Here is a 26,866-nt window from a genome sequence, read left to right on the forward strand (position 1 = left end):
CACCAGCGCCGCCCGGCCGGCCACCGGCACGCCGAAATGCGCCAGCGCCTTCGTGAAGCCGACGCCGTCGAACAGCGCCCCCTCCAGCGTGCCGTCGCCGTTGCGCCGCGCCGCATTCACCGCGCCGGCACTGCGGCCGAGCCGGTCGCAGCGGTCCAGCAGCTCGACCATCGCCGTCTTGTGCGGGATCGCGAGCCACAGCCCGTCGATGTTGCGGGCCTTCAGCGCCTGCCGCGCAAAGGCCGCCATGTCGGCCGGCGCCACCTGTGCCGGCACCAGCACCGCATCGGCCCCGTGGCGGGCGAACAGGTGGTTGAACACCTCCGGCGCCCGCACCTGCGCCACCGGGTCGCCGAGGATCAGGAAAACGCGCGTGCTGCCGGAAATGTTCATCGGCGCGAGCGTAGGCAGCGCCCGGGCGGGCCACAAGCGTGGCGACCCGGAATTGAGCGATGATCGCGCGACCTGCGCGACTATCGCGCTTTTTTCGGGTAACTACGCGGGTCATCGATCCCCACCAGCGCATGGACGACATCCCGTTCCAGATCGACCGGAAGGACCTCATCGAAGGCCTGGGCAAGGGCCTGCGCGTGATCGAGGCCTTCGATGACGACCATTCGCGCCTCACGCCCAGCGAGGCGGCGCAGCTGACCGGCCTCACCCGCACCGCGGCACGCCGCTACCTGCTGAGCCTGGTGCACTTCGGCTATGCCGGCACCGACGGCAAGCGCTTCTGGCTCGCCCCCCGCGTGCTGCGGCTGGGCCAGAGCTACATCGGCGCGGCCCGGCTGCCGCGGCTGGTGCAGCCGTTCATCCAGCGGGTGTCGATGCAATGCGGCGAGACGGTCAACGTCAGCGTGCTGGACGGGCACGAGGTGGTGTACGTGGCGCGCAGCAACGCGCCGCGCGTCGTGTCGATCGGCTACCACGTCGGTGCGCGGGCGCCGGCGCACGTCGCGACGCCGGGCATCGTGATGGTGTCGGCGCTGGCCGATGCGGAGCTCGATGCCTGGCTCGCCGCGCACGATTTCCATGCGTTCACCGCCCACACCGTCAGCACCGCCGAGGTGTTCCGCGAGCATGTGCGCGCGGCGCGCGCGCTCGACCACTGGATCACCGCGCAGCAGCGCGACCTGGGCCTGTCGGGCATCGCCACCGCGTTGCGCGACCGCAAGGGCGTCTGCAAGGGCGCCGTCGGCATGACGCTGCAGTCGGTCGCGTACACGCCGGAGCAGATGCGCTCGCAGCTGCTGCCGCTGCTGCACGAGGCGGCCCAGGCGCTGCGGCCGCTGCTGTGAATTCTGGTCACATGATGTATCGCGCCGCCGCGGGTAAGTCCCCCGTAAGTCGACTGACAGAACCATCGCGGCTTCCCCATCGGATCCACTTCACCATGCTGAAACCCACTCTGCTCCGTTCCCTCGTCCTCTCCATGCTCGCCCTGGCTGCCGCCCCGCTGGTCATCGCGCAGCCGCAGCCGGGAGAAGACCAGCCCCCGCCGCCGCCCTCGGGCTGGGGCCTGGGCATCGGCGTCGGCTGGCAGCGGCCAGCGTATGCGGGCGTCGAGAACAAGACGCGGGTGCTGCCGCTGATCAGCTTCGAGAACGAGTACGTGCGCGTGCTCGGCCTCGGTGCCGACCTGAAACTGCCGAGCGCCGGGCCGGTGTCGTTCGCGCTGCGCGCGCGCTATGCGCTGGGCGACGGCTACGAATCGGACGACGCGCCGATCCTCGCCGGCATGGCAGAGCGCAAGCCGAGCTTCTGGCTGGGCGGTGCGGTGCAGTGGCGCACCGAGTACGCCAAGCTGTCGGCCGAACTGGCGGGCGATGCGTCGTCGAACAGCAAGGGCACCGAAGCACGCCTCGGGGTGGAGCGCGACTTCCGCTTCGGGCGCTTCATGTTCACGCCGCGCGTCGCCGCCGTCTGGCGCGACGCGAAGTACGTCGACTACTACTACGGCGTGCGGCCGGAGGAGGCCACCGCGTTCCGCCCGGCCTACGAAGGGCGCGCCACCACCAATGCCGAGGTCGGCCTGCGCACGTTCTACGGCTTCTCGATGCGCGACGGCGCGTTCCTCGACGTCAGCGCCACCGCGCTCGGCTCGAGCATCAAGGACAGCCCGCTGGTCGACCGCCGCACGCTGCCGGCGGTGCGCCTGGGTTACCTTTACCGCTTCTGAACGGAGCCCCGCCCTCGATGAACCGTGTCGTGCTGGTCGAAGACCACACCCGCCTGGCCGCGCTGGTCGGCAAGGCGTTGTCGGGCGCGGGCATCGAGGTGGACGCCTTCCAGCGCATCGAGCCGGCCTGGCATGCGCTGGCCGAGGCCGACTATGCCGCGGTGATCGTCGACCGCGGCCTGCCCGACGGTGACGGGCTCGACCTGGTGCGCCGCCTGCGGACGGCCGGGCGCCGTGTGCCCTGCCTGATGCTGACGGCCCGCGACGCGCTGCACGACCGCGTGACGGGGCTGGAGGCGGGCGCCGACGACTACCTGGCCAAGCCGTTCGCGATGGAAGAGCTGGTGGCCCGCGTGCGGGCGCTGATGCGCCGGCCGGCCCAGCTGCAGAGCCTGTCGCCGGAATTCGGCGACCTGCAGCTGAAACCCGAGGCCGGTTGCATGAGCTGCGCCGGCGAATCGGTGACCTTGCCGCCGGCCGAGTTGCAGATCATGCTGAGCCTGGTGCGCGCCGCCGGGCAGACGGTGCGGCGCAGCGCGATGGAGCGCGCGGCCTGGGGCGTCGACGAGGCGGTCACGCCGAATGCGCTCGACGTGGCGCTGCACCGGCTGCGCAAGAAGCTGCCGGCGATCGGCTCGACGCTGGAGATCGTCAACGTGAGGGGGCACGGCTATGCGCTTCGCGCTGCGGATTCCGTCTAGCCTCGCGGCGCAGTTGCTGCTGGCCGCGAGCGGAGGCCTGGTGGTCGTGATGCTGATGGCCGGTGTCGTGCTGGCCGCGCTGCTGATGCAAGGGCCGGCCGACGCGACGCGCCAAGGACTGGAGGACACCGCGAAGCACCTCGAGCGAGGGCTGCGCTTCGACGCGCAGGGGCGGCCGGTGCAGCTGGTGCTGAGCGACAAGCACCGGGCGATGGTCGACGGCCTGCCGAAGGATTTCAGCTACCGCATCCTGGATGCGTTGGGGCATGTGCTGATGTCCGGCGAGGACGGCCCGGCCGCGCAGGTGCTGGCGATGCAGCCGGTGGCCGGCAGCGAGACCGTCACCGCGGTGCCCACCGGCGAGTACACGCTGCACGTGCTGAACCGGCCGCTGCAGCACGCCGGGGAGGACTACGTGATCCAGGTGGCGCGCAGCGACCGGCTGGAGACGGTGCTGCGCCGGGTCGGCGGCGGCATTTTCGTGAAGGGCGGCGCCGTCGCCGCGGTGCTGGCGGTGTGCGTCTTCACCGGCGTCGTGCTGCTGACGCTGCGCCGCCTGCTGGAGCCGGTGCGGGCCGCGTCGGCCGCGGCGGCGGGCATCGGGCCGCACAACCTGAAGGCGCGGCTGGACGGCTCGCGGCTGCCGCGCGAGCTGTCGCCGCTGATCGAGGCCTTCAACCAGGCGCTGGCACGGCTGGAGACGGGCTACCGCGTGCAGCAGGAGTTCCTGGCCGCGGCCGCGCACGAGCTGAAGACGCCGCTGGCGCTGATCCGCGCCGAGGTCGAGCTGGACGAGCAGGGCGGCGAGCGCCGCGAGTTGCTGCTGAAGGACCTGGATTTCATGGCCCGCCAGGTGCACCAGCTGTTGCACCTGGCCGAGGCCAGCGAGGCGCAGAACTACATTTTCGAGCCGACCGACGTGACGCGCACCGTGACCGATGCGGCCGGCCAGCTGGAGCGGCTGGCCGGGCGGCATGCGGTGGCGCTGCAGGTGGAGCAGCCGGCCGCGCCGGTGCGGCTGCAGGCCGACGCGGGGGCCTTGTTCATCCTGGTGAAGAACCTGGCGGAGAACGCGATCCTGCACTCACCGCCGGGCGCGGTGGTGACGCTGGCCGTCGATGCGCAGGGGCTGCGCGTGCGCGACCAGGGCCCGGGCATCGCGGCGGCCGAGCTGCCGCGGCTGTTCGACCGCTTCTGGCGCGGCAGCGGCAGCGGCCACCAGGGCGCGGGGCTCGGGCTGTCGATCTGCCGCGAGATCGCGCGGGCGCACGGCTGGACGCTGGCCGCGGCGAACGCGCAGGACGGGGCCGAGTTCAGCCTGAGCTTTGCCGAGGCTCAGGGCGCCAGCAGGATGTAGTCGGYGGTGTAGGGCACGCGTTCGGTGCGGCCGAGGCTCGCGGCATCGCAGCCGGCGGCCGGTGCCGCGCCGCCGGCGGTGTTGACGCGCTGCACGCTGGTGATCTTCGCGAGCCGGCCCGGTCCGCCCACCGAGCGCGTCGACAGCAGCAGCCACGGGATCGCGCCGGCCAGCGGGGCGTCGGCGCGGGCCTTCGCGGTGCCGACGATGCGGCTGCCGTCGGCGAGCTCCCAGTGCGGGCCGGCATAGTGCTTGCCGGCCGGCGCGCCCTGCACGTCGAACAGATCGGCCTCGGGCGCGACGAACACCCATTCGGTGCCGCTGCCGCCGACCTTGTTGCGGCATTCGTAGATCTGCACGCCGCGCGCGCCGAGCCGTTCGACGGCCCGTTCGCCGGTCGGCACCAGGTTGGCCGGCACCGCGACGGCGGCCGGTTGCGAGGCGCAGGCCGCGAGCGCGAGCGCGCCGAGGCAGGTGGTGAGCTTGAGCATGGGCATCTCCCGTGACGAAATTGAAATGGAACGTAGCAGACCCTGCGATCCGCGCTGCGCCCAGGGTCGTAAGCTCGACGCAGGATCTTGCAGCGAAGGTGAAACTATGCGCCGCCTGACCGGTTTCGCCGCAGCCCTGGGGCTGCTGTTGTGCAACAGCCTGTGCCAGGCGCAGGACGACCCGCGGGCCCGCATCGCCACGCCCGGCGACTACCGCTACACGGTGCGGCACGGCGAGCTCGACCGCACGTACCGCGTGCACGTGCCGAAGGCTTTCGATGCCGCGAGGCCGCAGACGCTGGTCGTCGCGTTGCACGGCGGCGGCGGGAGCATGGACTACCAGGCCGATGATGCGAACTACGGGCTGATCAGCCTCTCGGAGCGCGAGGGCGCGGTGCTGGTGTTCCCGAACGGCTACAGCCGCCTGCGCCGCGGCACGCTCGCCACCTGGAATGCCGGCAGCTGCTGCGGCCAGGCGCGCGACCGCGAGGTCGACGATGTCGGCTTCATCCGGCAGGTGGTCGCGAACCTGCAGCAGCAGATGGTGGTCGGCCCGAACCGGGTGTTCGCGACCGGCATGTCCAACGGCGCGATGATGGTCTACCGGCTCGCCTGCGAGGCCGGCGATGTGTTCAGCGCGATCGCCGCGGTGGCCGGCACCGACAACACGCGGCGCTGCACGCCGGCGCGGCCGGTCAGCGTGCTGCACCTCCATGCGCGCAACGACCCGATGGTGCCGTTCGACGGCGGGTTCAGCAGCAACACGCGGCTGCGTGGGGCGACCGGCGAGTTCGCGTCGGTGCCCGACACGGTGGCGCGGTGGGTGCGCCACGATGCCTGCACCGGTGCGCCCCGGACGGTGCTGGAGAAGCCGGGTGCTCGCTGCGAGGTGCATGTGTCGTGCAGCGGCGCGGCGCAGGTGAAGCTGTGCGTCACCGAGACCGGCGGGCATTCGTGGCCCGGTGGGCAGAAGGCACGCGGCGAGGCGCCGAGCCAGGCGGTGTCGGCGAACGCGCTGATGTGGGAGTTCTTCAACCGGCCGTGAGCGGTGTGATAGAACGGCAGCACTCACCGCCAACTTACGCCCCAGCAAAATGCGACCATCGATTGCCCTGGACCGTCAGCGAGGTGCTGTTCGAGCAACCGTCGGCAGGTTCCGTGCGGCCAATCCGAGAGTATTTGGCTCGGTGCTGCTGGGCACCGACAAGGATGGGAGTGACCTCGATCTTCTGGTGGATGCGCTGCCGGGGGCGACACTCTTCGATCTGGGGGGGCTGCACGCAGAGCTCGAGGAGTTGCTCGGTGTTCGCGTTGATCTGTTGACGCCGGCGGACCTGCCGCAACGGTTCCGAGCGAGGGTGCTTGCGGAGGCTGTTCTGGTATGAATCAGCCGCGCTTGGCGGACTACGCCGGAGCGGCGGTACGGGCATCAAGCTGCGGGCTGTCTTCGATGCGTCGTTCCCGATCCAGCAGCCTCCGTGGAGCCGGCTTTGCCGGGCCACTGGAGGCGCCCCCTTGAGGGGGAGGCGCGTCAGCGCCTCGGGGGTGGGTCATCCATTGCGTTGCACGCCCGCGAGGATATCGAGATCCTTGAACTTCCATTCGTCCGGCGATTCGCAGCGCAGCACCTTGTCCTGGCACCAGGCGCTGCCCAGGTCCATCTCGAGCGGCTCGATGCGCATGTTCGACTTGGTGCTGAAGAAGGCCTTGACCTTCGGTGCCAGCAGGTTCTGCGCGTTCTGCGCGGTCACTACCGCGAGCTTGCCGGACTGCAGCCGCAGCAGCGAGCCGATCGGGTAGATGCCCACCGTCTTGACGAAGGCCTGGAACACGCGCGGCTCGAAGTGACCCTTCCACTGCGCCATGCGGCGCAGCGCCTCGCCCGGATCCCAGCCGCTCTTGTACGGCCGCACCGAGGTGATCGCGTCGTACACGTCGCACACCGCGCCCATCTTCGCGAACAGGCTGATCTGCTCGCCCGACAGCTTGTGCGGGTAGCCGCTGCCATCGACCTTCTCGTGGTGGTGCAGGCACACGTCGAGCACCACGGCGCCGGCGCTGCCACCTTCGAGCAGCATCTCGTGGCCGCGCTCGGGGTGGCTTTTCATGATGTCGAACTCGGCATCGGTGAGCTTGCCGGGCTTGTTCAGCACCTCGAGCGGCATCACCGCCTTGCCCAGGTCGTGCAGCATGCCGGCCAGGCCGGCCTTCTTCAGCTGCTCGCCCTGCAGGCCGAGCTGGCGGCCGAGCGACACCATCAGCGCGCAGACGGCCACCGAGTGCATGTAGGTGTATTCATCGGCGCGCTTGAGCCGCGCGACGCTGATCAGCGCGCCGGGGTTGCGCAGCACCGATTCGGAGATCTCCTCGACCAGCTCCTCGCACTGGCCGGCGTCGATCGCGCGGCCCAGCCGCGCCTCGCCGAACATCGACGCGATCTTCGGCACCGAGCGGCGGTACAGCGCGGCGGCCTTGGCCATCGCGGCATCGCCGCTGTCGAGCGCATCGAACTCCATCGGCATCGACGCGACGAACTCCAGCTCGCGCTCGACCTCGTCGGCCACCGATTCCTGCGTGATGGCCCGTACCGTGGCCGCGGGCCCTTCGATATCCAGGCCCTTGCCGGTGTCGATCCAGAGTTCGGTCACGCCGCCGGACTGGATGCGTTCGAAGTCGGCGTCGCTCTTCAGCGTGAATTTCGAGCGCCAGAACGGGTGATCCATCCACGAGCCGCAGAACTCGTGGACATGCATGCCCAGGCGCAACTCGCTGACGGCTATTTTCTTGATCACGCTCGACTTCCGGACTTGTGCACTGGTTCACGGTGGCGCCACGCCTCCCCTGACGAGCTGTCCACCTGTGCAGGATATCGGCACCTCGGGCTGCGCATTGAGACGCTTGCGCAATGATTTCACGCCGGGGTGCACGCTCGGCGCCCCCGATTGCGCCGCCCGCCGCGCCGGGCTAAAAGCCCATCCCATGGCCACACTCCCGCCGGCGACCGCCGCACTGCATCCGCCGCGTCGCAAGTTCGCGGCCCTGCTGGTCGGTGCAACGCTGGCCGCCTCGCTGCTGATCGGCTGGCTGCTGTGGGTGGCGCGGCAGGATGCCATCCAGTCCGCCCAGACCACCGCGCTGAACTACGCGCGCACGCTGGAGGTGCGCATGGACGGCACCTTCCGCCGCACCGATGCCGTGCTGCGCGCGCTGACGCAGACGGTGCCGCCCGCGGCGCTCGCACCGCAGGGCGAACTCGCCCACGCCCGGCAGGTCAACGGCGAACTCGACGCGATGCTGCGCGATTTCGACGAGCTGATCGCGCTGCGCATCATCGATGCCCGCGGCGACCAGCGCTACGTGACCTCGTCGTCCACCACGCCGATGGCGAACTATGCCGATCGCTCGTTCTTCAAGGCCTACCAGCGCGACGCGCAGGCCGGCCTGCTGTTCACCGATGTGGTGACCGGCCGCGTCAGCCAGCGCCCGACCATCGTGATGACGCGCCCGGTGCTCGATGCGCAAGGCCGGTTCGTCGGTGCCGCGCTGGCGCCGCTTGACCTCACCTACTTCCAGCAGCAGTTCCGCAAGCTCGACATCGGCCGCAACGGCACGGTGTTCCTGCGCCGCACCGAGGCCGGGAATCTGGTGCTGCGCTGGCCGCAGATCGATGCCGAGGTCAACAAGCCGATGCCGCCCGACCAGCCGATCCTGCGCGCGGTCAAGGCCGGGCAGCCGGAGGCGGTGAACGAGTACGTCGCCTTCACCGACGGCGTGCGGCGCATCTCGGGCACGGTGGTCGTGAAGGGCTACCCGTTCTTCCTGACGGTAGCGCTCAGCCACGACGACGTGCTCGCCAGCTGGCGGCGCCTGGCGCTGTTCACCGCGCTGGCCTGGCTGCTGCTGCACCTGCTGATCATCGTGATGGTGCGCCGGCTGTGGCGCAGCGACCGCGAGCGCCGCTCGCTCGAGGCACAGCTGCGCGAATCGCAGCGCATCGAGTCGATCGGCACGCTGGCCGGCGGCATCGCGCATGACTTCAACAACATCCTCGCGGCGATCCTCGGCAACGTCGCGTTGGCGCGCGAGGACATCGGTGCCGGCCACCCGGCGCTCGCGAGCCTGGAGCAGATCCACAAGGCCAGCGTGCGCGCCCGCGACCTGGTGCAGCAGATCCTCGCGTTCGGCCGCCGCCAGCCGCAGGCGCTGGTCAACCAGCCGCTGCAGCCGCTGGTGGAGGAATCGGTGCGGCTGCTGCGTTCCACGCTGCCGGCGGCGGTGTCGCTGGAGTGCCGCCTGGCAGCGCCGGCGCTGCACGTCAACGCCGACGGCACCCAGGTGCAGCAGGTGCTGATGAACCTGTGCACCAACGCCTGGCATGCGCTGCAGGGGCGGCCGGGGCGCATCGAGGTCGGGCTGGCGGCGTACGAGGTGGTGCCGGGCGACGAGCGCGCCATGGGCACCACGCCGCCACTGGCCGCCGGGCACCATGCCCACCTGTGGGTGCAGGACCAGGGCGTCGGGATGGACGCGGCCACGCAGGCGCGCATCTTCGAGCCGTTCTTCACGACCAAGCCGACCGGGCAGGGCACCGGGCTCGGGCTGTCGGTGGTGCACGGCATCGTCGCGGCGCACCACGGCGCGATCCGCGTCGACAGCGCGCCCGGGCTCGGCACGACGATGCACCTCTACCTGCCGGCCGCCGAAGCGGAGCCGGTCGAGGAAGCGCTGCCGGTCACCGCGCCCGGGGCGCTGCAAGGCGCCGGCCAGCACGTGGCCTACGTCGACGACGACGAGGTGATCGTGCTGATGGTGGAGCGGCTGCTGCTGCAGGCTGGCTACCGGGTCACTGCGTTCCGCGATGGGCACGAGGCGGTCGCGGCGGTCGCCGTGCGGCCGCTGGCCTTCGACCTCGTGATCACCGACTTCAACATGCCGGGCTACTCCGGCCTCGACGTGGCGCTGGCGCTGCGCGACATCCGCGCCGACCTGCCGGTGGTGATCAGCTCGGGCTACATCACCGAGGAACTGCAGGCCCAGGCCGCCGATGCGGGCGTCCGCAGCCTGATGCGCAAGCAGAACACGATGGAGGAACTGCTGCGGCTGGTGCGGCGGGTGCTGGCGACCTGACGGCGCTGCAACGGGTCAAGCGGCTGCGTGGGCCTCGACCCGGCTCAGCCAGTGGTCGAAGTGGGGGCACCGCGCGCGGATGGTCGGCAGGCCGATGCGCTGCGCAGCTGGCGGTCCGTGCAGGGCCTTCCGATAGCCCGGAAACAGATCGAGCAGCCGCCTGGATGGTGCCGTCTCCGGCTTCTCGTTGATGTCTTCCGGCGCGTGGGCATTGGCGATGGAAGCAAAGGCCGCCGATTGCCGTGGTTGCGCCAACACCGAGGGAACGGTCTGCGGATCGGAGAACAGCCACGCTTCAAATTCGTGAAGCGCAATGAAGGGAAGGAAATTGGGCTGCCCGACGTCGACCTGCAAGGCGCGCTCGACGTGCTGGACACRCTGCCTCGGCGTGCCATGGGCGGGGCGGTCCGACATCCCGGGGAAATCCGTTGGCAACGCGTAGTAGTCGATCATGCTGGTCACCAGGGCGCCACCACTGCCGACAAGGACCCGCCGCAGGTGCTCACGGAACTGGCCGTAGCTGTGGATGCCGCCCTTGAACGTGCCGCCGTCCTTCACACGCTTCGTCGCCACGATGGTTGGTGTGATTGCCAATCCGATCGGCTCCAGTGCAGGCTGCAGGACGGTCTTGACGAAACGCTCTTCCGTCTGTCCTTCGACGACGATGAGCACCCGTTTCACGGCCTGGCGCCCAGCACGTTCATTTCCCAGAGCTCGCCCAGCGCGTAGTGATCGAGCCATTGCGACATGTCGCTGCTGCTCAGGTGGCGGAACTGTGTCGGCCCCTCCTGGCGATCGACGGTCCACAGGTCTTCAGGCTTCAGTCGGTTCACGAGCGATACCGACTGAGTGGCCGCGATCACCTGGGTTCGCTCCGATGCCGAGGAAATGAGGTCGGCCAGCAGCGTGATGGCTGCGGGGTGAAGGCCCAATTCCGGCTCATCAAGCAGGACGAGTCCCGGCAACTCGGGCTGGGTCAGCAGCGTCACCAGACAGATGAATCGCAGCGTGCCGTCGGAGAGGGCGTGTGCGTTCATGTAGGCGTCGCTGCCCCGCTCGCGCCATTCGAGCCGGATCTTCGATTCATTCAAGCGCGACGGCTGCAGCTGGAAGTCGTCGAAAAAGGGCGCGACCTGCCGGACGATGTCGACGAGGTTGCGGTAGTGGTCCGGGTGCTTGCCGCGCATCCAGAAGAGGTAAGAAGCGAGATTCTCCGCCTGGGGCCGCAGGAAGCGGTTGTCGTCGACGTCTCCCGTCAACTTCACCGCGGCGCTGTCGCTCGTGTCGTGGAAGTGGTAGACGCGGTAGCTCTTCAGGTCGAGCATGGCCTTCTGCGCGGCCACGTGGGCCTGTCGAGCCAGCGTGGACTCTTTGGCGGGCGCGGCGGCCTCAACCTGGGACACCTGGTAGGGCTTTACCGCAGCATCCCGGAGCGATGCGGTCTCCTCATCGACCAGCAGGCTGTCATCAGCCGTTGGCACGAGTGAAACCCGGTAAGTGCTCTCGATCCGGCCTTGCGAGAACGCCAGCGCAAAGGACATCGAGCGCGAATGCTTCTGGCCCAGGTGGAGCAGCGCATCAGCACCCCCCTTGACACCCACGTGGCCCTGCAGGTTCTCGGTCACGATTTCCCGCAGGAACCTGAACACCGAGATCAGGTTCGACTTCCCCGAACCATTGCCGCCGATGAAGACATTGAGTTTCCCCAGCTCGAGCGTCTGCTGGCGGATGGACTTGTAGTTCTCGATCGACAGTTTTTCGAGCTGGCGCATGGTGCAGCGGGTGAGCGCGAGGTGGTCCGCAGGATGGTACAGGCCGGCATGCCGGACCGGATATGCCTCTGGGGTCGCCATGCATTTGACCTGAATTTGGTCAAAGATCGCACTTGCGGCGCCGAAGTGCTGTTCTTAGCATCCGCTCCAAGGCGCTCGGCCCGGACGTTCCGGCCCGAAGACGACCACAGGCAGGCCGACCACGGCCGCAAGGAGACAAGCAAGGTGATCCGCTGGGACGATCTGTCGCCGGGTGAACTGGCCGTGCTGGAGACCGTGTTCTGGTCGGCCAGCAGCTCGCGCAGCGCGCTGGCCGCCGCATCCACCTTCTCGAAGAGCAAGGCCAACGCAGCGGTCGCCGGCCTGGTGGAGCGCGGCCTGCTGGAAGAGATCGGCCTGCAGGCCTCGTCCGGCGGGCGCCGGCCGGAGGCGCTGCGCATGAGCCGCGCGGTCGGCGTGCTCGCGTGCATCGACCTCGGCGCGACCAGCCTCGACGTGGCGATCCTCTCGCCCGACATGGGCGTGCTGGCCCACCATGCCGAGCCGGCCRACGTGCGCGCCAGCCCGGCGGTGCTGCTGTCGCGCATCCGCGAGCTGCTGCGCGAGCTGCTGCAGCGCTGCGGCGCGACCCGCAAGGAGGTGATCGGCATCGGCATGGGGGTGCCGGGGCCGGTCGCCTTCGGCAGCGGGCTGCTGGTCAACCCGCCGCTGATGCCGGGCTGGGAAGGGCTGTCGATCCGCGACGTGCTGGGCGAGGACTATGCGGCGCCGGTCTTCATCGACAACGACGTCAACGTGATGGCGCTCGGCGAGCTGTGGCGGCTGCACCGGCGGCTGCCCAATTTCCTGGTGGTCAAGATCGGCACCGGCATCGGCTGCGGCATCGTCTGCCACGGCGAGGTCTACCGCGGTGCCGACGGCTCGGCCGGCGACGTCGGCCACATCTGCGTCGACCCCGACGGCCCGCGCTGCCACTGCGGCAACCTGGGTTGCGTCGAGGCGATGGCGGCCGGGCCGGCGATCTCGCGCATGGCGGTCGAGGCGGCGCAGTCGGGCCAGAGCGCGTTGCTGGCCCAGGTGCTGAAGGCGCAGGGCAGCATCTCGCCGATCGACGTGGGCCAGGCGAGCCGCGCCGGCGACGCCGCCGCGCACGGCATCGTGCAGAAGGCCGGCACGCGCATCGGGCAGATGCTGGCGTCGATCGTCAACTTCTTCAACCCGTCGCATGTGTTCATCGGCGGCGGCATCACCGGCATCGGGCCGCTGCTGCTGGCGTCGATCCGGCAGAGCGTGTACCACCGCTCGCTGGCGCTGTCGACGCGGCACCTCGACATCCAGTACGCGCCGCTCGGCGAGCGCACCGGCGTGATCGGCGCCGGCGTGCTGGCGCTGCAGGAGACGATGCGCGCACGCGGCAGCGTTCCGGAGGCCGTGACATGAGCCTTCAAGTGTCGTTCGCCGATGTGACCAAGGACTTCGGCCCGGTGCGCGTGCTGCACGGCGTCAGTTTCGAGCTCGAACCCGGCCGCGTGGTCGGCCTGCTCGGCGAGAACGGTGCCGGCAAGTCGACGCTGATGAAGATCCTCTCCGGCTACGAGGCCTTGAGCGATGGCGAACTGCGCGTCGACGGCGCGCCGCAGCGCTTCACGAACTCGCGCGATGCCGAGCGCTGCGGCATCGTGCTGATCCACCAGGAGTTCAACCTGGCCGAGGACCTGAGCATCGCGCAGAACATCTTCCTCGGCCATGAGCGCCGACGCGGCTGGCTGCTCGACGACGCGGCGATGCGCGACGAAGCGCGCCGCGTGCTGCAGCAGGTCGGCCTGGATGCCGACCCCGACACCCGGGTGCGCGAGCTGATCGTCGCCGAGAAGCAGTTGGTCGAGATCGCGAAGGCGCTGTCGCGCAAGGCGCGGCTGCTGATCATGGACGAGCCGACCGCGACGCTCACGCCCGGCGAGACGCAGCGGCTGTTCGCGCTGATCGCGCAGCTGAAGGCCGACGGCGTGACCATCGTCTACATCTCGCACAAGCTCGACGAGGTGGAGCGCATCACCGACGAGATCGTCGTGATGCGCGACGGCCGCTTCGTGACGCGCGCGCCGACCGCCGGGCTCTCGCGCCAGCAGATGGCCAACCTGATGGTCGGCCGCGAGCTGTCGGACATGTTCCCGGTGAAGCTGCCGGTGGCCGGCACGCCGGCGCCGCTGCTGAAGGTCGACGGCCTCAGCGTGCCCGGCTGGGCGCACGACGTGAGCTTCGAGGTGCGCCCGGGCGAGATCCTCGGCTTCGCCGGGCTGGTCGGCGCCGGCCGCACCGAGATGTTCGAAGGCCTGCTGGGCTTGCGGCCGCGTAGCGCCGGGCGCATCGAACTGAATGGAAACGAGATCCAGATGCGCAGCCCGCGCGAGGCGGCGCAGCACGGGCTCACCTACCTCAGCGAAGACCGCAAGGGCAAGGGCCTGCACGTGCGGCTCTCGCTGCGCGACAACCTGACGCTGATGGACCTGGCGCGCCACACGCACCCGCTGCTCGACCTGGCGTCGGAGCAGCGCGCGCTGCAGCAGGCGGTGGCGGATTTCGGCATCCGCACGCGCGACCTCGGCAGCCGCGCGTCGTCGCTGTCGGGCGGCAACCAGCAGAAGCTCGCGATCGCGAAGGTGCTGCAGCCGCAACCGCGCGTGGTGGTGCTCGACGAGCCGACGCGTGGCGTCGACGTCGGTGCCAAGCGCGACATCTATTTCCTGATCCAGCGCCTGGCCGAGCAGGGCCGCGGCGTCGTCGTCATTTCATCCGAGCTGATCGAGCTGATCGGCCTGTGCCACCGCGTCGCCGTGATGCGCGCGGGCCGGCTGCAGGCCACGCTGTCGGCCGACCACCTGACCGAAGAGGAACTCATCGCTCATGCCACAGGAACACATTAGGACCCCTCGGCCGGCGGGTACGCCGACCGATCCCCCGGGGGGATCCGGGCCGGCTTGGGGCGGCCCGGCGCTCGGCCCGGCCTCACCTGTCACGGCCGCTTGGCGTCTGCGCTTGCAGGCAGCAGGCCCGTGGCTCGGCCTCGTGCTGCTGTGCATCGCCGGCACGCTGCTGAACGGCGATTTCGCGACCTGGGACAACGCGATGAACGTGCTGACCCGCACCGCCTTCATCGGCATCATCGCGGTGGGCATGTGCTTCGTGATCATCAGCGGCGGCATCGACCTGTCGGTCGGCTCGATGGCGGCGCTGATCGCCGGCAGCATGATCCTGCTGATGAACGGCATCGCCGCGCAGGTCGGCTCGCCGCTGCTGACGGTGGCGATCGGCATCGTGTTCGCCTTGGTGCTCGGCGCGGTCTTCGGCCTCGCGCATGGGCTGCTCGTCACGAAGGGCCGCATCGAGCCGTTCATCGTCACGCTGGGCACGCTCGGGATCTTCCGCGCCTACCTCACCTACTTGGCCAACGGCGGCGCGATCACGCTCGACGGCAAGCTCTCCGACGCCTACAGCCCGGTCTACTACGGCAGCCTGCTGGGCGTGCCGTTCCCGATCTGGGTGTTCGCCGCGGTCGCGCTGCTGGGCGCGCTGATCCTGAACCGCACCGGTTACGGCCGCTACGTGCAGGCGATCGGCTCGAACGAGCAGGTCGCGCGCTATGCGGCCGTCAACGTCGACCGCATCAAGGTGCTGACCTACATGCTGCTGGGCGTGTGCGTCGGCGTGGCCACCGTGCTGTACGTGCCGCGCCTCGGCTCGGCCTCGCCGACCACCGGGCTGCTGTGGGAGCTGGAGGCGATCGCCGCGGTGATCGTCGGCGGCACCGCGCTGAAGGGCGGCGAGGGCCGCATCACCGGCACCGTGGTCGGCGCGATCCTGCTCTCGGTGATCAGCAACATCCTGAACCTCACCAGCATCATCAGCGTGTACCTGAACGCCGCCGTGCAGGGCATCGTGATCATCATCGTCGCCTTCCTCCAGAGGGGGCGGCGTTAGTTCCCCGGCCGGCAACGGTCATGTTCCGCAGAGACCCCGATCGAGTCCCGATCGACACACAACAGGAGACGAGTTCCATGAAGTTCATTCCCCGCATCCTCGTGACGCTGGCGGCACTTGCCGCAGGCGCCACCGCCTTCGCCCAGGACAAGGTCGTGATGGGCGTGTCCATCCCGGCCGCCACGCACGGCTGGGCCGGTGGCGTCGTCTATTGGGCCAACCGCACCAAGGCCGAGCTCGAGAAGGCGCATCCCGGCCTGCAGGTGATCGTGAAGACCGCAGGCTCGGCCTCGGAGCAGGCCAACCAGGTGCAGGACCTGCAGACGGTCAACAAGATCAACACGCTGGTGATCCTGCCGTTCGAATCCGCGCCGCTGACGCAGCCGGTCGCGCAGGTCAAGGCCAAGGGCGTGTACGTGACCGTGGTCGACCGCGGCCTGACCGACACCAGCGCGCAGAACGCCTACGTGGCCGGCGACAACCCCGGCTTCGGCAAGGTGGCCGGCGAGTACATGGCCAAGGCGATGGGTGGCAAGGGCAACGTGGTGATCCTGCGCGGCATCCCGACGGTGATCGACAACCAGCGCGTCGATGCCTTCAACGCGGTGATGAAGGCGAACCCGGGCATCAAGGTGCTGGATGCCAAGCACGGCAACTGGAACCGCGACGATGCCTTCAAGGTGATGCAGGACTACCTGACGCGCTTCAAGCAGATCGATGCCGTGTGGGCCTCGGACGACGACATGGCGGTGGGCGTGCAGAAGGCGATCGAGCAGGCCAAGCGCAGCGACGTGAAGCTGGTGATCGGCGGCGCCGGCTCGAAGGACTACATCAAGAAGGTGATGGACGGCGACAAGATCGTCACCGCCGACGTGACCTACTCGCCCAGCATGATCGCCGACGCGATGAAGATGACCGCCGAGGCGCGGGTGAAGGGCACCGCGATGCCGGCGACCACGATCATCCCGTCGGTGCTGATCACCAAGGACAACGCGGCCAAGTACTACGTGCCGGACTCACCGTTCTGAACCACCTGATCTGAGGAGCTGACCATGCCCAGACCCGTCACCCTGTTCACCGGCCAGTGGGCCGACCTGTCGCTCGCCGAACTGGCGCCCCTCGCGAAATCGATGGGCTACGACGGGCTGGAGCTCGCCTGCTGGGGCGACCATTTCAATGTGCAGGAGGCGCTGCAGTCGGAACGCTACGTGGCCGACAAGCGCCGGCTGCTGGAGCAGCACGGCCTGCAGTGCTTCGCGATCGGCAATCACCTGACCGGCCAGGCGGTGTGCGACCTGATCGACGAGCGGCACAAATCGATCCTGCCGGCCCATGTCTGGGGCGACGGCGAGCCCGAGGGCGTGCGCCGGCGCGCCGCGAAGGAGATGCAGGACACCGCGCGCGCCGCCGCGAAGTTCGGCGCGAAGACGGTGACCGGCTTCACCGGCTCGTCGATCTGGCATGCGCTGTATGCCTTCCCACCGACGAACCAGGCGTTCTGGAACAAGGGCTTCGAGGACTTCGCAACGCGCTGGACGCCGATCCTCGACATGTTCGAGGAGGTCGACGTGAACTTCGCGCTCGAGGTGCACCCGACCGAGATCGCGTTCGACATCGCGAGCAGCCAGCGCGCGATCGAGGCGGTCAAAGGCCACCAGCGCTTCGGCTTCAACTTCGACCCGAGCCACCTGGGCTACCAGGGCGTCGACTACGTCAAGTTCCTGCGCACCTTCGGCCCGCGCATCCACAACGTGCACATGAAGGACGTGTGGTGGGGCAAGGGCGACGGCTCGGTCGGCGTGTTCGGCGGGCACACCAGCTTCGGCGACGCGCGGCGCTTCTGGGATTTCCGCAGCGTCGGGCGCGGGATGATCGACTTCGAGGGAATCATCGTCGCGCTCAACGACATCCGCTACCAGGGGCCGCTGAGCGTCGAGTGGGAAGACAGCCGCATGGACCGCGTGCATGGCGCGACCGAGAGCGCGGCGTTCTCGCGCCGGCTCGATTTCAAGCCGTCGGCGCGGGCGTTCGACGCGTCGTTCGAGAAGTGAGAAGGGGCTGCTGATGCGCAAGCTGCGATATGCGATGGTCGGTGGCGGCCGGGGTGCGTTCATCGGTGCGGTGCACCGCAAGGCGATGGCGCTGGATGGGCAGATCGAGCTGGTGGCGGGCGCGCTGTCGGCCGATGCCGAGAAGGCGCGGTCCTCGGGACGCGATCTCGGCCTGGCCGACGCGCGCAACCACGGCAGCTGGCAGGCGCTGCTCGACGACGAGCTGAAACGCCCGCGCGGCGAGCGCATCGATTTCGTCAGCATCGTGACGCCGAATCACGTGCACTTCGAGGTGGCGAAGGCCTTCACCGAGGCCGGCATCCACGTGGTGTGCGACAAGCCGCTGGTGCACACCAGCGAGCAGGCGCAGGCGCTGCTCGCGGCGCGCGAGCGCAGCGGCACGGTGTTCGGCGTCACGCACAACTACACCGGCTACCCGATGGTGCGGCAGGCGCGCGAGATGGTGCGCAGCGGAGAGCTCGGCCAGATCCGCAAGGTGATCGTCGAATACAACCAGGGCTGGCTCGCGACGCAGCTGGAGGCCGGCGACCACAAGCAGGCCGACTGGCGCGTCGACCCGGCGAGGAGCGGCATCGTCGGTGCGATCGGCGACATCGGAACGCATGCCGAGAACCTGGTGGCGAGCGTCTGCGGGCTGGAGATCGAGGCGCTGTGCGCGGATCTCACCGCCTTCGTGCCGGGCCGCCGGCTCGACGACGACGGCAACCTGCTGCTGCGCTACCGGGGCGGCGCGCGCGGCGTGATGATCGCGTCGCAGATCGAGATTGGCGGCGAGAACGACCTGCGGCTGCGGGTGTTCGGCACCCAGGGCTCGCTGACCTGGCACCAGGAGGATCCGAACCTGCTGGTGCATGCCTCGCTCGACGGGCCGAAGCGCCTGCTGACGCGCGGCTCGCCGTGGCTGGGCGACGCGGCGAAGAAGGCCTCGCGGCTGCCGACCGGGCACCCGGAGGCGTTCATCGAGGCGTTCGCGAACCTCTACCTGGGCGTCGCCGAGGCGATCCTCGCGAAGGAGGAGGGGCGCTCGCTCGGGGCGCTGGAAGGGGACTTCCCGACGCTCGAAGACGGGGCGCGGGGCGTCAAGTTCATGGAGAAGACGGTGGAGTCGAGCCGGTCCACCGCCAAGTGGACCGGCTGGGATTGACTGCCGATCAGCCCTTCAGATCGGCCTTGCGAATCCGCACGGCCTTCTTCTTCTCCGGCTCGGCCGGCTTCGCCGTCGCAGCCAGCGCCGATTCGGGTGTCAGCGCATGCTCGGGCACTCCGTCTGCCGCCAACGCCACCGCCACCGCCGCCGCGGCGGTGTCATCCGCCTTGATCACCCGCGTGTACGGCGCCAGGATCCCGACCATCTGCCCGTAGATCTTCGGGTTGCCGGCGACCACCTCGCGCTGGTACATGAAGTCGGATTCGCCGGTGAAGTTGCCGATCAGTCCGCCCGCCTCGGTGATCATCAGCGAGCCGGCGGCGATGTCCCAGGGGTTCAGGCCGGTCTCGAAGAAGCCGTCGTAGAAGCCGGCGGCCACGTAGCACAGGTCGAGCGCCGCGGCGCCCGGGCGGCGCAGGCCGGCGCAGTTCTGCATCACTTCCTCGAACATCTTCACGTAGCGCTTGAAGTTGTCGCCCTTGCGGAACGGGAAGCCGGTGCCGATCAGCGAATCCTGCATGCGCGTGCGCTTGGACACGCGCAGCCGCTTGTCGTTCAGGAACGCGCCGCGGCCCTTCGAGGCATAGAACAGGTCGTTGCGCGTCGGGTCGTACACCACGGCCTGCTGGATCTGGTCGCGGTAGGCGAGCGCGATCGACACCGCATAGACCGGGAAGCCGTGGATGAAGTTGGTGGTGCCGTCCAGCGGATCGATGATCCAGACGTATTCGCTGTTCTTCGCGCCGTGCGCGCGGCCGGATTCCTCGGCCAGGATGCCGTGGCCGGGGTAGGCCGTCAGCAGCGTCTCGATGATGGCCTGCTCGGCCAGCTGGTCCACCTCGGTCACGAAGTCGTTGGGCGACTTGGTGTTCACCTTCAGCAGGTCGAGGTCGAGCGACGCCCGGTTGATGATCGCGCCGGCGGCGCGTGCGGCCTTGATGGCCACGTTGAGCATGGGATGCAGTGCTTGCGACATGAGGCGCCCTGAAGGGTGAGAGGCAGACGGAGGTGAGAAAGAGCGGTCAGCACGCGGGGTGCTGCGGATAATCGCGGATTTTAGCCGTTCGTCCCTGGGGAAATCCCCGAGCCACCGATGTCCACCGACAGCACCCGTTTCATCCTGCTCAACACCAGCCACTACGGCAACATCGGCGCCACCGCGCGCGCGATGAAGACGATGGGCTTCAGCGACCTGGTGCTGGTGGCGCCGCGCTTTGCCGATGCGCTGGTGCACGAGGACACCGTCGCGATGGCCAGCGGCGCCGCCGACATCCTGGTGCGCGCCCGCGTGGTGGGCAGCCTCGCCGAGGCGCTCGACGGCATCAGCTACGCCTGCGCCACCGCGATGACGCCGCGCGATTTCGGCCCGGCGACGCACGCGCCGCGGCCGCTGTTCGCCGAACTGGCCGGCAGCGAGCACCGCGTCGCCTTCGTGTTCGGCTCCGAGCGCTTCGGCATGGCCAACGACGACGTCTACCGCTGCCATGCCTGCATCAGCATCCCGACCCATCCCGAGTACGGCTCGCTGAACCTCGCGCAGGCGGTGCAACTGCTGGCCTACGACTGGCGCCAGGCGCTCGGCGGCTTCGACGTGGTGCCGCGCGTGCCGGATGCGACGCTCGCCGACGGCGCCCAGGTGCAGGGCCTGCTCGCGCACTGGCAGCAGGCGCTCGCCGACATCGGCTTCCTCGACCCGGCCGCACCGAAGAAGCTGATGCCGCGGCTGAACCAGCTGCTGAACCGGGCGGCGCTCAGCGCGGAAGAGGTGCACATCCTGCGCGGCATCGCACGCGCCATCCAGCGGCGCCCGTGAAGGCCGCCGCTTGCCCCTGACGGCCATGGACTTTCAAGCTGCCAGATAAACTGACCTGCCCCGGTCTCACCCCACCCCCCATGTTCGACCGCCTCCGAGAAGACATCGCCTGCATCCTCGAGCGCGACCCCGCCGCGCGCAGCACCTGGGAGGTCCTCACCTGTTACCCGGGCCTGCACGCGCTGCTGATGCACCGCTGGTCGCACGCCTGCTGGACGCACGGCTGGCACTGGCCGGCGCGCTTCATCTCGCACGTCGCGCGCTTCTTCTCCGGCATCGAGATCCACCCCGGCGCGACGATCGGCCGGCGCGTCTTCATCGACCACGGCATGGGCGTCGTGATCGGCGAGATGGCCGAGATCGGCGACGAATGCACGATCTACCAGGGCGTGACGCTCGGCGGCACCTCGCTGGTGAAGGGCGCCAAGCGGCACCCGACGCTCGGGCGCGGCGTGATCATCGGCGCGAATGCCTGCTTGCTCGGCGGGTTCACGGTCGGCGAGGGCGCGCGTGTCGGATCGAACGCGGTCGTCACGAAGCCGGTGCCGGCCGGTGCGACCGCGGTCGGCAACCCGGCGCGCATCATCCTCGCGAAGGACGATCCGTCGCAGGCCGAACCGGGCGACAAGAAGGGTTTCTCGGCCTACGGCGTCACGCAGGGCGACGACCCGGTGTCGCAGGCGATGAAGGGCCTGATCGACAACGCCGCCGGCCACGAGCACCAGATCGCGCTGCTGTGGGCGGCGATCGAGAAGCTGTCACCGGCGAAGGACGACTGCGTGCCGGCCGATGCGCAGAAGGCCGAGCACTTCGACGCGGAGCGGATGAACCGGCTGGTCAAGTAGCCGGTGGCCGCTGCGCCGACTTCGGGCGGAACGAGCGGCACACGCTCTCGTCCGTCTCGAGGTACGGCCCGCCGATCAGGTCGATGCAGTACGGCACCGCCGCGAAGATCCCCGGTGCCGGCGGCTGTGCGTTCGGCAGGCCCTCCAGCGTCTCGGCGATCGACTTCGGCTGGCCCGGCAGGTTGATGATCAGCGCCTTGCCGCGCAGCACCGCGACCTGCCGCGACAGGATCGCGGTGGGCACGAAGCGCAGGCTGATCTGGCGCATCTGCTCGCCGAAGCCGGGCATCTCGCGGTCGGCCACCGCCAGCGTCGCTTCCGGCGTCACGTCGCGCGGCGACGGGCCGGTGCCGCCGGTGGTCAGCACCAGGTGGCACCCGCGGGCGTCCACCAGCTCCACCAGGGCCGCGCTGATCCGCGCCTGCTCGTCGGGGACCAGCCGCGTCTCCCACTCGACCGGGTTGCGCAGCGCGCGGCCCAGCCAGGCCTGCAGCGCGGGCAGGCCCTTGTCCTCATAGGCGCCGCTCGAGGCCCGGTCGCTGATCGACACCAGGCCGATGCGCACCGTGTCGAGCGGCGCGGCGGAGGTCTCATTCGCCATCGTGGTCGTCCGCCAGCGTCAGCGCCTTGATGAACTGGAACAGCTCGCGGTAGGCCCGCCCGCTGCGCTGCTCGGGTGCCATCGCGGCATCCTTGCGCGCCGCGCGGATCAGGCTGCGCAATTGCTGCACGTCGCCGCCCGGGTGCTTCTGCATCCAGGTGGTCAGCGCGTCGTCGCTCGCGATCAGCTCGGCGCGCCAGCGTTCGGCTTCGTGCAGCGCCAGCGAATCCTTGGCCTGGCCGAGCTGCATCGCGGTGACCGCCTCGCGGATCGGCCCGACATCGTCGCGCCGCATCAGCTTGCCGATGTATTGCATCTGGCGCCGCCGCCCCTCGTGCGAGCGGGTGCGGCGGTATTCCATCACCGCGCCGATCAGCGTCTCGGAGATCGGCAGGCCGACGATGCGGCTCTCGGGCAGCGCCGCGAAGGCCTCGCCCAGCGTCTGCAATTCGTGCATCTCCTTCTTCAGCTGCGTCTTGCTGGGGCCGTCGAAGTCGTCGTCGCCCTCTTCGGAGGCGACAGGGTCGGGCACGTGATTCTTGGGAGTTCGAGGGGCCATGAGGGGAAACGAGGGCTGCACGGGCAAGGGCGTCGGTATGATAGCCCTCGCTTCCTCTTGGCTGCCTCGTGCGCCTGCTGCCTCCATGACCCAGTCCTCCCTCCCCATCCACGGTTTCGCGTATTCGCGCGAGCGCTTCGAGCAACTGGTCGAAGACGCGCTGTCGCTCGGCAAGTCGCTCGGCGCGAGCGACATGGGGGTCGAGGTCTCCGAGGGCGCAGGCCTGTCGGTGTCGGTGCGCAAGGGCGAGATCGAGAACGTCGAGCGCAATCGCGACAAGTCGATCGGCGTCACCGTCTACCTCGGCCAGCGCCGCGGCAACGCGAGTACCTCCGATTTCTCGCCGGTCGCGCTGGAGCAGACGGTCAAGGCCGCCTACGACATCGCCCGCTTCACCGCCGAAGACCCGGCCGCCGGCCTGCCGGATGACGCCGACCTGGCGCTCGGCGCAGCCGCCACCCGCGACCTCGACCTGTTCCACCCGTGGGACATCGACGCCGCCGGCGCCGCCGAGATCGCGCAGCGCTGCGAGGCCGCCGCGCTCACCACCGACCGCCGCATCACCAACAGCGAGGGCGCCGGCGTGTCGGCGCAGCAGTCGCACTTCTTCGCCGGCAACAGCCGCGGCTTCCGCGGCGGCTATGCCAGTTCGCGGCATTCGGTGTCGGTGGCGCCGATCGCGTCGCTGCCCGGCCGCGGCGGCGACGACATGCAGCGCGACGCCTGGTACAGCTCGATGCGCGCCCCCGGCGACCTGGCGAGCCCCGAAGCCATCGGCCGCTACGCCGCCGAGCGCGCGCTGTCGCGGTTGAAGTCGCGCAAGATCAAGACCTGCGTGGTGCCGGTGCTGTTCGAGTCGACGCTCGCCACCGGGCTGCTCGGCGGCTACGTGCAGGCCACCAGCGGCGGCGCGCTGTACCGCAACTCCAGCTTCCTGCTCGACAGCCTCGGCAAGGAAGTGCTCGCACCGCACATCGACATCCGCGAGAACCCGCACGTGCGCGGCGGCAAGGGCAGCGCGCCGTTCGACGACGAAGGCGTCGTCACGCGGGTGCGCGATGTCGTCACCGGCGGCGTCGTGCAGGGCTATTTCCTGTCGAGCTACTCGGCGCGCAAGCTCGGCATGAAGACCACCGGCCACGCCGGCGGCTCGCAGAACCTGAGCTTCACGAGCCGGCTGACGAAGCCCGGCGACAACCTCGACGAGATGCTGCGCAAGCTCGGCCGCGGGCTGTTCGTGATCGAACTGATGGGGCAGGGCGTCAACTACGTGACCGGCGACTACTCGCGCGGCGCCGCCGGCTTCTGGGTCGAGAACGGCCGCATCGCCTACCCGGTGCACGAGATCACGATCGCCGGCAACCTGAAGCAGATGCTGAAGAACATCGTCGCGGTCGGCGCCGACGCCTACACGATGGGCACCAAGACCATCGGCTCGGTGTTGATCCCCGAGATGAAGATCGCCGGCCTGTAAGACCGCGAGCTTCTTGCGTAGCCCCCGTGCGTAGTTTCGCTGACGGGGAAACACCGCAGCGCCGGGCGCGACGCGACTTCTAGAATTCCCCGCGGTACACCCGCATCACCGCATTCAAAAGGAGACACCGCATGGAACGCCGTTCCTTCATCCGTCAAACCGGCCTCGCCGGCGTGCTGGCCGCCGGCATGGCGCCGGCCGTGGTGCACGCGCAGCAGGCGCTGCGCTGGCGCCTGGCCTCCAGCTTCCCGAAATCGCTCGACACCATCTACGGCGGCGGCGAGGTCTTCGCGAAGAAGGTMGGCGAGATGACCGGCGGCAAGTTCCAGATCTCGGTGCACGCGGCCGGCGAGATCATGCCGGCCTTCGGCGTGGTCGACGGCGTGCAGAACGGCACCGTCGAGATGGCGCACACCGTGCCGTACTACTTCTTCGGCAAGGACGAGACCTTCGCGATCGGCGCCTCGATCCCGTTCGGGTTGAACTCGCGCCAGATGACGGCCTGGATGCTGGAAGGCAACGGCCTGAAGCTGATGCGCGATTTCTACCGCAACTACAACATCATCAACTTCCCCGGTGGCAACACCGGCGCGCAGATGGGAGGCTGGTTCCGCAAGGAAATCAACGCCGTCGCCGACATGAAGGGCCTGAAGTTCCGCATCGGCGGCTTTGCCGGCCGCATCATCGAACGCCTGGGCGCCGTGCCGCAGAACCTGCCGGGCGGCGACATCTACCCCGCGCTCGAGAAGGGCACGATCGACGCCGCCGAATGGGTCGGCCCGTACGACGACCAGAAGCTCGGCTTCAACAAGGTCGCGCCGCACTACTACTACCCCGGTTGGTGGGAAGGCGGCCCGCAGGTCGACCTGTTCATCAACACCAAGGCCTATGACGCGCTGACGCCGGAGTACAAGGCCATCGTCGAAGCCGCGTCGTCGCACGCGCACGTCGACATGCAGGCCAAGTACGACGCCCGCAACCCGGGCGCGCTGAAGCAGCTGGTCGGTGCCGGCACCAAGCTGCACCGCTTCCCGAAGGACGTGATGGAAGCCTGCTTCAAGGTGTCGATGGACTACTACAGCGAGCTGTCGGGCAAGAACCCGGCTTGGAAGAAGGTCTACGAGGACTACACCAAGTTCCGCGCCGACCAGGTGCTGTGGTTCCGCTTCGCCGAAGCCGCGTTCGACGACTTCATGCAGGCGCAGAAGCTTTAAATGCGCAGCCGGCCGGCATAGCCGGTCATCTCGAGGTAGCCGAGTCCGACCCTGCGGCCGGACGCGTCCACCAGCTCGCTGAGCCCCTCCCAGTAGAAGCCGCCGGTGCTGGCGCGGCTGTCGAGTTCCTGTGCATCGAACAGCGCGCGAACCCGATGGCGGCCCGCCGGCGTCTCGACCACCCATTCGACCGGGTAGCTCGCGTGCGACAGCGGGCTGCTCCAGCGGCGGCCCGGCACGAAGCGCACTTCGTCGGGCCCGAAGTTGCGCACCGCACCGCCCGGCGCGCGGAAGCTGCCGCCGGCGTAGTACGGCGTGCCGTCGGCGCGCCGCTGCCGCACCGCCATCAGCGCGCTGCCGTCGTCCAGGTTCATGCCGATCCAGTCCCAGCCGACCGCTTCATCGGGCAGTGCGTGGTCGCTCCATTCATGGTCGAACCAGGCGCGGCCCTGCACCGCGCGTGCGCGGCCGTCCAGCGTCAGCGTGCCGACGGCGCGCAGCTGCGGCTGGCTGTAGTACTGGCTCGCCTCGTGCGGCTTCGGCCCCTTGCGCGACCAGCCCGCCTCGCCCTGCAGCAGCACCGGCTGCGTGGCCTCGAACGACAGCTCGAACGCGAAGCCGCCGGTGTCGCTCGCGACGCGGGTGGTGTAGCGGCTCGCGCCGGCGCTGCCCTCGCGGCGCAGGAACCAGTCGCGCAGCAGCACGCGGGTGTCGCCCTCGGCGCTGTCGGCGATGCCGAAGCCGGCGCGTGCGATGCGCTGGTCGTGCCGCTGCCGCTGGCCGGCCACGTCGCCGAGCACCGCGTGCGCGAACACCAGCTGCTGTGCGCCGAAGCGGCTCGGCGACGCGGCCAGCCCAGTGGCCGAGCGGAATAACGTGACCTGGAAACCGAGCGGCTGCGCATCGGCCTGTGCCTGCAGCCAGCCGGTGACGTACCACCACTCGGTGCGCGTCGCGGGATGGGCGCCGAAATCGGCCGGGAAAACGAGGGGTCGGGGATGCACCGTGGCGAGCGGCGATTCCGGTGACGACACTGCAGACGAAACCGTGGCCGGCGCAGCCCCGCAGGCCGCCGCGGCGATGAAAAGGCGTCTTTGCATGGGGCGCGAGCATCGCATGGATGCACCCGCCGGCTGAACGACAATGGCCCGCAGCCCATGACCGAATTTTCCATTCCCCCCGAGTTCGATTTCGGCCAGCAGTTCGACCGCGTGACGCTGACGCGGGCGATGGCACTCCAGCCCGAGCAGGCGCTGCTGGCGATGCAGATCGACGGCCTCGCGCTGCTCACGCGCATGCGCGGCAGCGGCGCCCACGTCTACGAGCAGCGCATCGAGCTGCCGATCGACCGGCGGCTCGGGCTGCAGGTGCGCGGCGTCTGCTCGTGCCCGGTCGGGCTGAACTGCAAGCACGTGGCGGCGGCGCTGATGGCCTTCGAGGCGCTGGAGCTGCGCCGCCGCAAGAACCCCGAGCTCGCGCCGCCGCGCCGGCTCGACCCCGTCAGCGCCCCGGTCGCGCGCGCCGCAGCGGCGCCCA

The 26,866-nt window shown here is 69.5% G+C and carries 27 protein-coding genes; 18 read left to right on the plus strand and 9 right to left on the minus strand.

Annotated elements, in window-relative coordinates; translation table 11 throughout:
* Nucleotides 1–393: shikimate dehydrogenase family protein (locus tag AC1DXV_RS12455; protein ID WP_477933797.1), on the minus strand; the 393-nt coding region annotated here is incomplete at its 3' end.
* Between the two features lie 131 nt (nt 394–524).
* Here AC1DXV_RS12455 and AC1DXV_RS12460 point away from each other — a divergent pair.
* The 4 genes from AC1DXV_RS12460 to AC1DXV_RS12475 all read left to right on the plus strand — a co-directional run bounded on the left by AC1DXV_RS12460 (nt 525) and on the right by AC1DXV_RS12475 (nt 4,237).
* The gene (locus AC1DXV_RS12460; protein WP_477874029.1) at nt 525–1,298 is read left to right on the plus strand and encodes an IclR family transcriptional regulator domain-containing protein; all 774 of its coding nucleotides are present in this window, start codon (nt 525–527) and stop codon (nt 1,296–1,298) included.
* Nucleotides 1,299–1,432: 134 nt separating this feature from the next.
* Entirely contained in the window at nt 1,433–2,179 is a 747-nt protein-coding gene (locus AC1DXV_RS12465) for a MipA/OmpV family protein (RefSeq protein WP_477872390.1), read from the plus strand.
* A gap of 17 nt (nt 2,180–2,196) precedes the next feature.
* Nucleotides 2,197–2,880, plus strand: a complete 684-nt coding sequence (locus tag AC1DXV_RS12470) for a response regulator transcription factor (protein WP_477872392.1) — start codon at nt 2,197–2,199, stop codon at nt 2,878–2,880.
* Nucleotides 2,852–4,237: a sensor histidine kinase gene (locus AC1DXV_RS12475; RefSeq protein WP_477872394.1), complete on the plus strand. Its 1,386-nt coding sequence runs from the start codon at nt 2,852–2,854 to the stop codon at nt 4,235–4,237. The genes AC1DXV_RS12470 and AC1DXV_RS12475 overlap by 29 nt, the downstream gene beginning before the upstream one ends.
* On the opposite strand, the gene AC1DXV_RS12480 is transcribed toward AC1DXV_RS12475, so the two are convergent.
* A complete protein-coding gene (locus AC1DXV_RS12480; protein ID WP_477933799.1) occupies nt 4,216–4,728 on the minus strand; it encodes a DUF3455 domain-containing protein in 513 nt (170 codons plus the stop codon). The genes AC1DXV_RS12475 and AC1DXV_RS12480 overlap by 22 nt on opposite strands.
* A gap of 106 nt (nt 4,729–4,834) precedes the next feature.
* Between AC1DXV_RS12480 and AC1DXV_RS12485 the strand changes: the two genes are divergently transcribed.
* Both AC1DXV_RS12485 and AC1DXV_RS12490 read left to right on the plus strand, forming a co-directional pair.
* Nucleotides 4,835–5,773 (plus strand): CE1 family esterase, encoded by a 939-nt coding sequence (locus AC1DXV_RS12485; protein WP_477868764.1) that lies wholly within the window; start codon nt 4,835–4,837, stop codon nt 5,771–5,773.
* 49 nt (nt 5,774–5,822) lie between these two features.
* A complete protein-coding gene (locus tag AC1DXV_RS12490) occupies nt 5,823–6,113 on the plus strand; it encodes a nucleotidyltransferase family protein (RefSeq protein ID WP_477868762.1) in 291 nt (96 codons plus the stop codon).
* 165 nt (nt 6,114–6,278) lie between these two features.
* Here AC1DXV_RS12490 and AC1DXV_RS12495 read toward each other — a convergent pair whose 3' ends face one another.
* Nucleotides 6,279–7,520 (minus strand): HD-GYP domain-containing protein, encoded by a 1,242-nt coding sequence (locus tag AC1DXV_RS12495; RefSeq protein ID WP_477933801.1) that lies wholly within the window; start codon nt 7,518–7,520, stop codon nt 6,279–6,281.
* Between the two features lie 187 nt (nt 7,521–7,707).
* On the opposite strand from AC1DXV_RS12495, the gene AC1DXV_RS12500 reads away from it, so the two are divergent.
* Nucleotides 7,708–9,855: an ATP-binding protein gene (locus AC1DXV_RS12500; RefSeq protein ID WP_477933803.1), complete on the plus strand. Its 2,148-nt coding sequence runs from the start codon at nt 7,708–7,710 to the stop codon at nt 9,853–9,855.
* Nucleotides 9,856–9,870: 15 nt separating this feature from the next.
* On the opposite strand, the gene AC1DXV_RS12505 is transcribed toward AC1DXV_RS12500, so the two are convergent.
* Together AC1DXV_RS12505 and AC1DXV_RS12510 are read right to left on the minus strand one after the other, a co-directional pair.
* Complete coding sequence (locus tag AC1DXV_RS12505; RefSeq protein WP_477933805.1) at nt 9,871–10,536, minus strand: DUF4276 family protein; 666 nt, start codon at nt 10,534–10,536, stop codon at nt 9,871–9,873.
* Entirely contained in the window at nt 10,533–11,627 is a 1,095-nt protein-coding gene (locus AC1DXV_RS12510; protein WP_477933807.1) for an AAA family ATPase, read from the minus strand. Before AC1DXV_RS12510 ends, AC1DXV_RS12505 begins: the two co-directional genes overlap by 4 nt.
* Before the next feature lie 258 nt (nt 11,628–11,885).
* Here AC1DXV_RS12510 and AC1DXV_RS12515 point away from each other — a divergent pair, with 258 nt between their 5' ends.
* The 6 genes from AC1DXV_RS12515 to AC1DXV_RS12540 all read left to right on the plus strand — a co-directional run bounded on the left by AC1DXV_RS12515 (nt 11,886) and on the right by AC1DXV_RS12540 (nt 18,821).
* Nucleotides 11,886–13,067, plus strand: a complete 1,182-nt coding sequence (locus AC1DXV_RS12515) for an ROK family protein (RefSeq protein WP_477933821.1) — start codon at nt 11,886–11,888, stop codon at nt 13,065–13,067.
* A complete protein-coding gene (locus AC1DXV_RS12520) occupies nt 13,064–14,551 on the plus strand; it encodes a sugar ABC transporter ATP-binding protein (protein WP_477933809.1) in 1,488 nt (495 codons plus the stop codon). The genes AC1DXV_RS12515 and AC1DXV_RS12520 overlap by 4 nt, the downstream gene beginning before the upstream one ends.
* Complete coding sequence (locus AC1DXV_RS12525) at nt 14,532–15,605, plus strand: ABC transporter permease (RefSeq protein WP_477933811.1); 1,074 nt, start codon at nt 14,532–14,534, stop codon at nt 15,603–15,605. Before AC1DXV_RS12520 ends, AC1DXV_RS12525 begins: the two co-directional genes overlap by 20 nt.
* Before the next feature lie 77 nt (nt 15,606–15,682).
* Nucleotides 15,683–16,633 (plus strand): substrate-binding domain-containing protein, encoded by a 951-nt coding sequence (locus AC1DXV_RS12530; RefSeq protein WP_477870964.1) that lies wholly within the window; start codon nt 15,683–15,685, stop codon nt 16,631–16,633.
* A 24-nt stretch (nt 16,634–16,657) separates the two neighbouring features.
* Nucleotides 16,658–17,656, plus strand: coding sequence for a sugar phosphate isomerase/epimerase family protein (locus AC1DXV_RS12535; RefSeq protein WP_477870962.1), 999 nt, complete (start codon nt 16,658–16,660; stop codon nt 17,654–17,656).
* A gap of 13 nt (nt 17,657–17,669) precedes the next feature.
* Nucleotides 17,670–18,821: a Gfo/Idh/MocA family protein gene (locus tag AC1DXV_RS12540; protein ID WP_477933813.1), complete on the plus strand. Its 1,152-nt coding sequence runs from the start codon at nt 17,670–17,672 to the stop codon at nt 18,819–18,821.
* 7 nt (nt 18,822–18,828) lie between these two features.
* On the opposite strand, the gene AC1DXV_RS12545 is transcribed toward AC1DXV_RS12540, so the two are convergent.
* The gene (locus AC1DXV_RS12545; protein WP_477870730.1) at nt 18,829–19,800 is read right to left on the minus strand and encodes an inositol monophosphatase family protein; all 972 of its coding nucleotides are present in this window, start codon (nt 19,798–19,800) and stop codon (nt 18,829–18,831) included.
* A gap of 117 nt (nt 19,801–19,917) precedes the next feature.
* Between AC1DXV_RS12545 and AC1DXV_RS12550 the strand changes: the two genes are divergently transcribed.
* Together AC1DXV_RS12550 and cysE are read left to right on the plus strand one after the other, a co-directional pair.
* Complete coding sequence (locus tag AC1DXV_RS12550) at nt 19,918–20,637, plus strand: RNA methyltransferase (RefSeq protein WP_477870728.1); 720 nt, start codon at nt 19,918–19,920, stop codon at nt 20,635–20,637.
* Nucleotides 20,638–20,717: 80 nt separating this feature from the next.
* Complete coding sequence (gene cysE, locus AC1DXV_RS12555) at nt 20,718–21,482, plus strand: serine O-acetyltransferase (RefSeq protein ID WP_477870726.1); 765 nt, start codon at nt 20,718–20,720, stop codon at nt 21,480–21,482.
* Here the strand turns inward: cysE and mog are convergent.
* Nucleotides 21,475–22,083, minus strand: coding sequence for a molybdopterin adenylyltransferase (gene mog / locus AC1DXV_RS12560; protein ID WP_477870724.1), 609 nt, complete (start codon nt 22,081–22,083; stop codon nt 21,475–21,477). The genes cysE and mog overlap by 8 nt on opposite strands.
* Nucleotides 22,073–22,615, minus strand: a complete 543-nt coding sequence (yjgA, locus tag AC1DXV_RS12565) for a ribosome biogenesis factor YjgA (protein ID WP_477870722.1) — start codon at nt 22,613–22,615, stop codon at nt 22,073–22,075. Before yjgA ends, mog begins: the two co-directional genes overlap by 11 nt.
* A gap of 112 nt (nt 22,616–22,727) precedes the next feature.
* Here yjgA and pmbA point away from each other — a divergent pair, with 112 nt between their 5' ends.
* Nucleotides 22,728–24,116 carry a metalloprotease PmbA gene (pmbA, locus tag AC1DXV_RS12570; RefSeq protein ID WP_477933815.1) on the plus strand — a complete coding sequence of 463 codons (1,389 nt, stop codon included), beginning with the start codon at nt 22,728–22,730 and terminating at the stop codon, nt 24,114–24,116.
* Between the two features lie 131 nt (nt 24,117–24,247).
* A complete protein-coding gene (locus AC1DXV_RS12575) occupies nt 24,248–25,330 on the plus strand; it encodes a TRAP transporter substrate-binding protein (protein ID WP_047509240.1) in 1,083 nt (360 codons plus the stop codon).
* Here AC1DXV_RS12575 and AC1DXV_RS12580 read toward each other — a convergent pair.
* Nucleotides 25,327–26,430, minus strand: coding sequence for a lipocalin-like domain-containing protein (locus AC1DXV_RS12580; RefSeq protein WP_477933817.1), 1,104 nt, complete (start codon nt 26,428–26,430; stop codon nt 25,327–25,329). The genes AC1DXV_RS12575 and AC1DXV_RS12580 overlap by 4 nt on opposite strands.
* A 57-nt stretch (nt 26,431–26,487) precedes the next feature.
* Between AC1DXV_RS12580 and AC1DXV_RS12585 the strand changes: the two genes are divergently transcribed.
* Nucleotides 26,488–26,866 (plus strand): SWIM zinc finger family protein (locus AC1DXV_RS12585; RefSeq protein WP_477933819.1); only part of this gene is annotated, 379 nt, incomplete at its 3' end.

This window comes from Rhizobacter sp. P3_C12 (assembly GCF_056402735.1).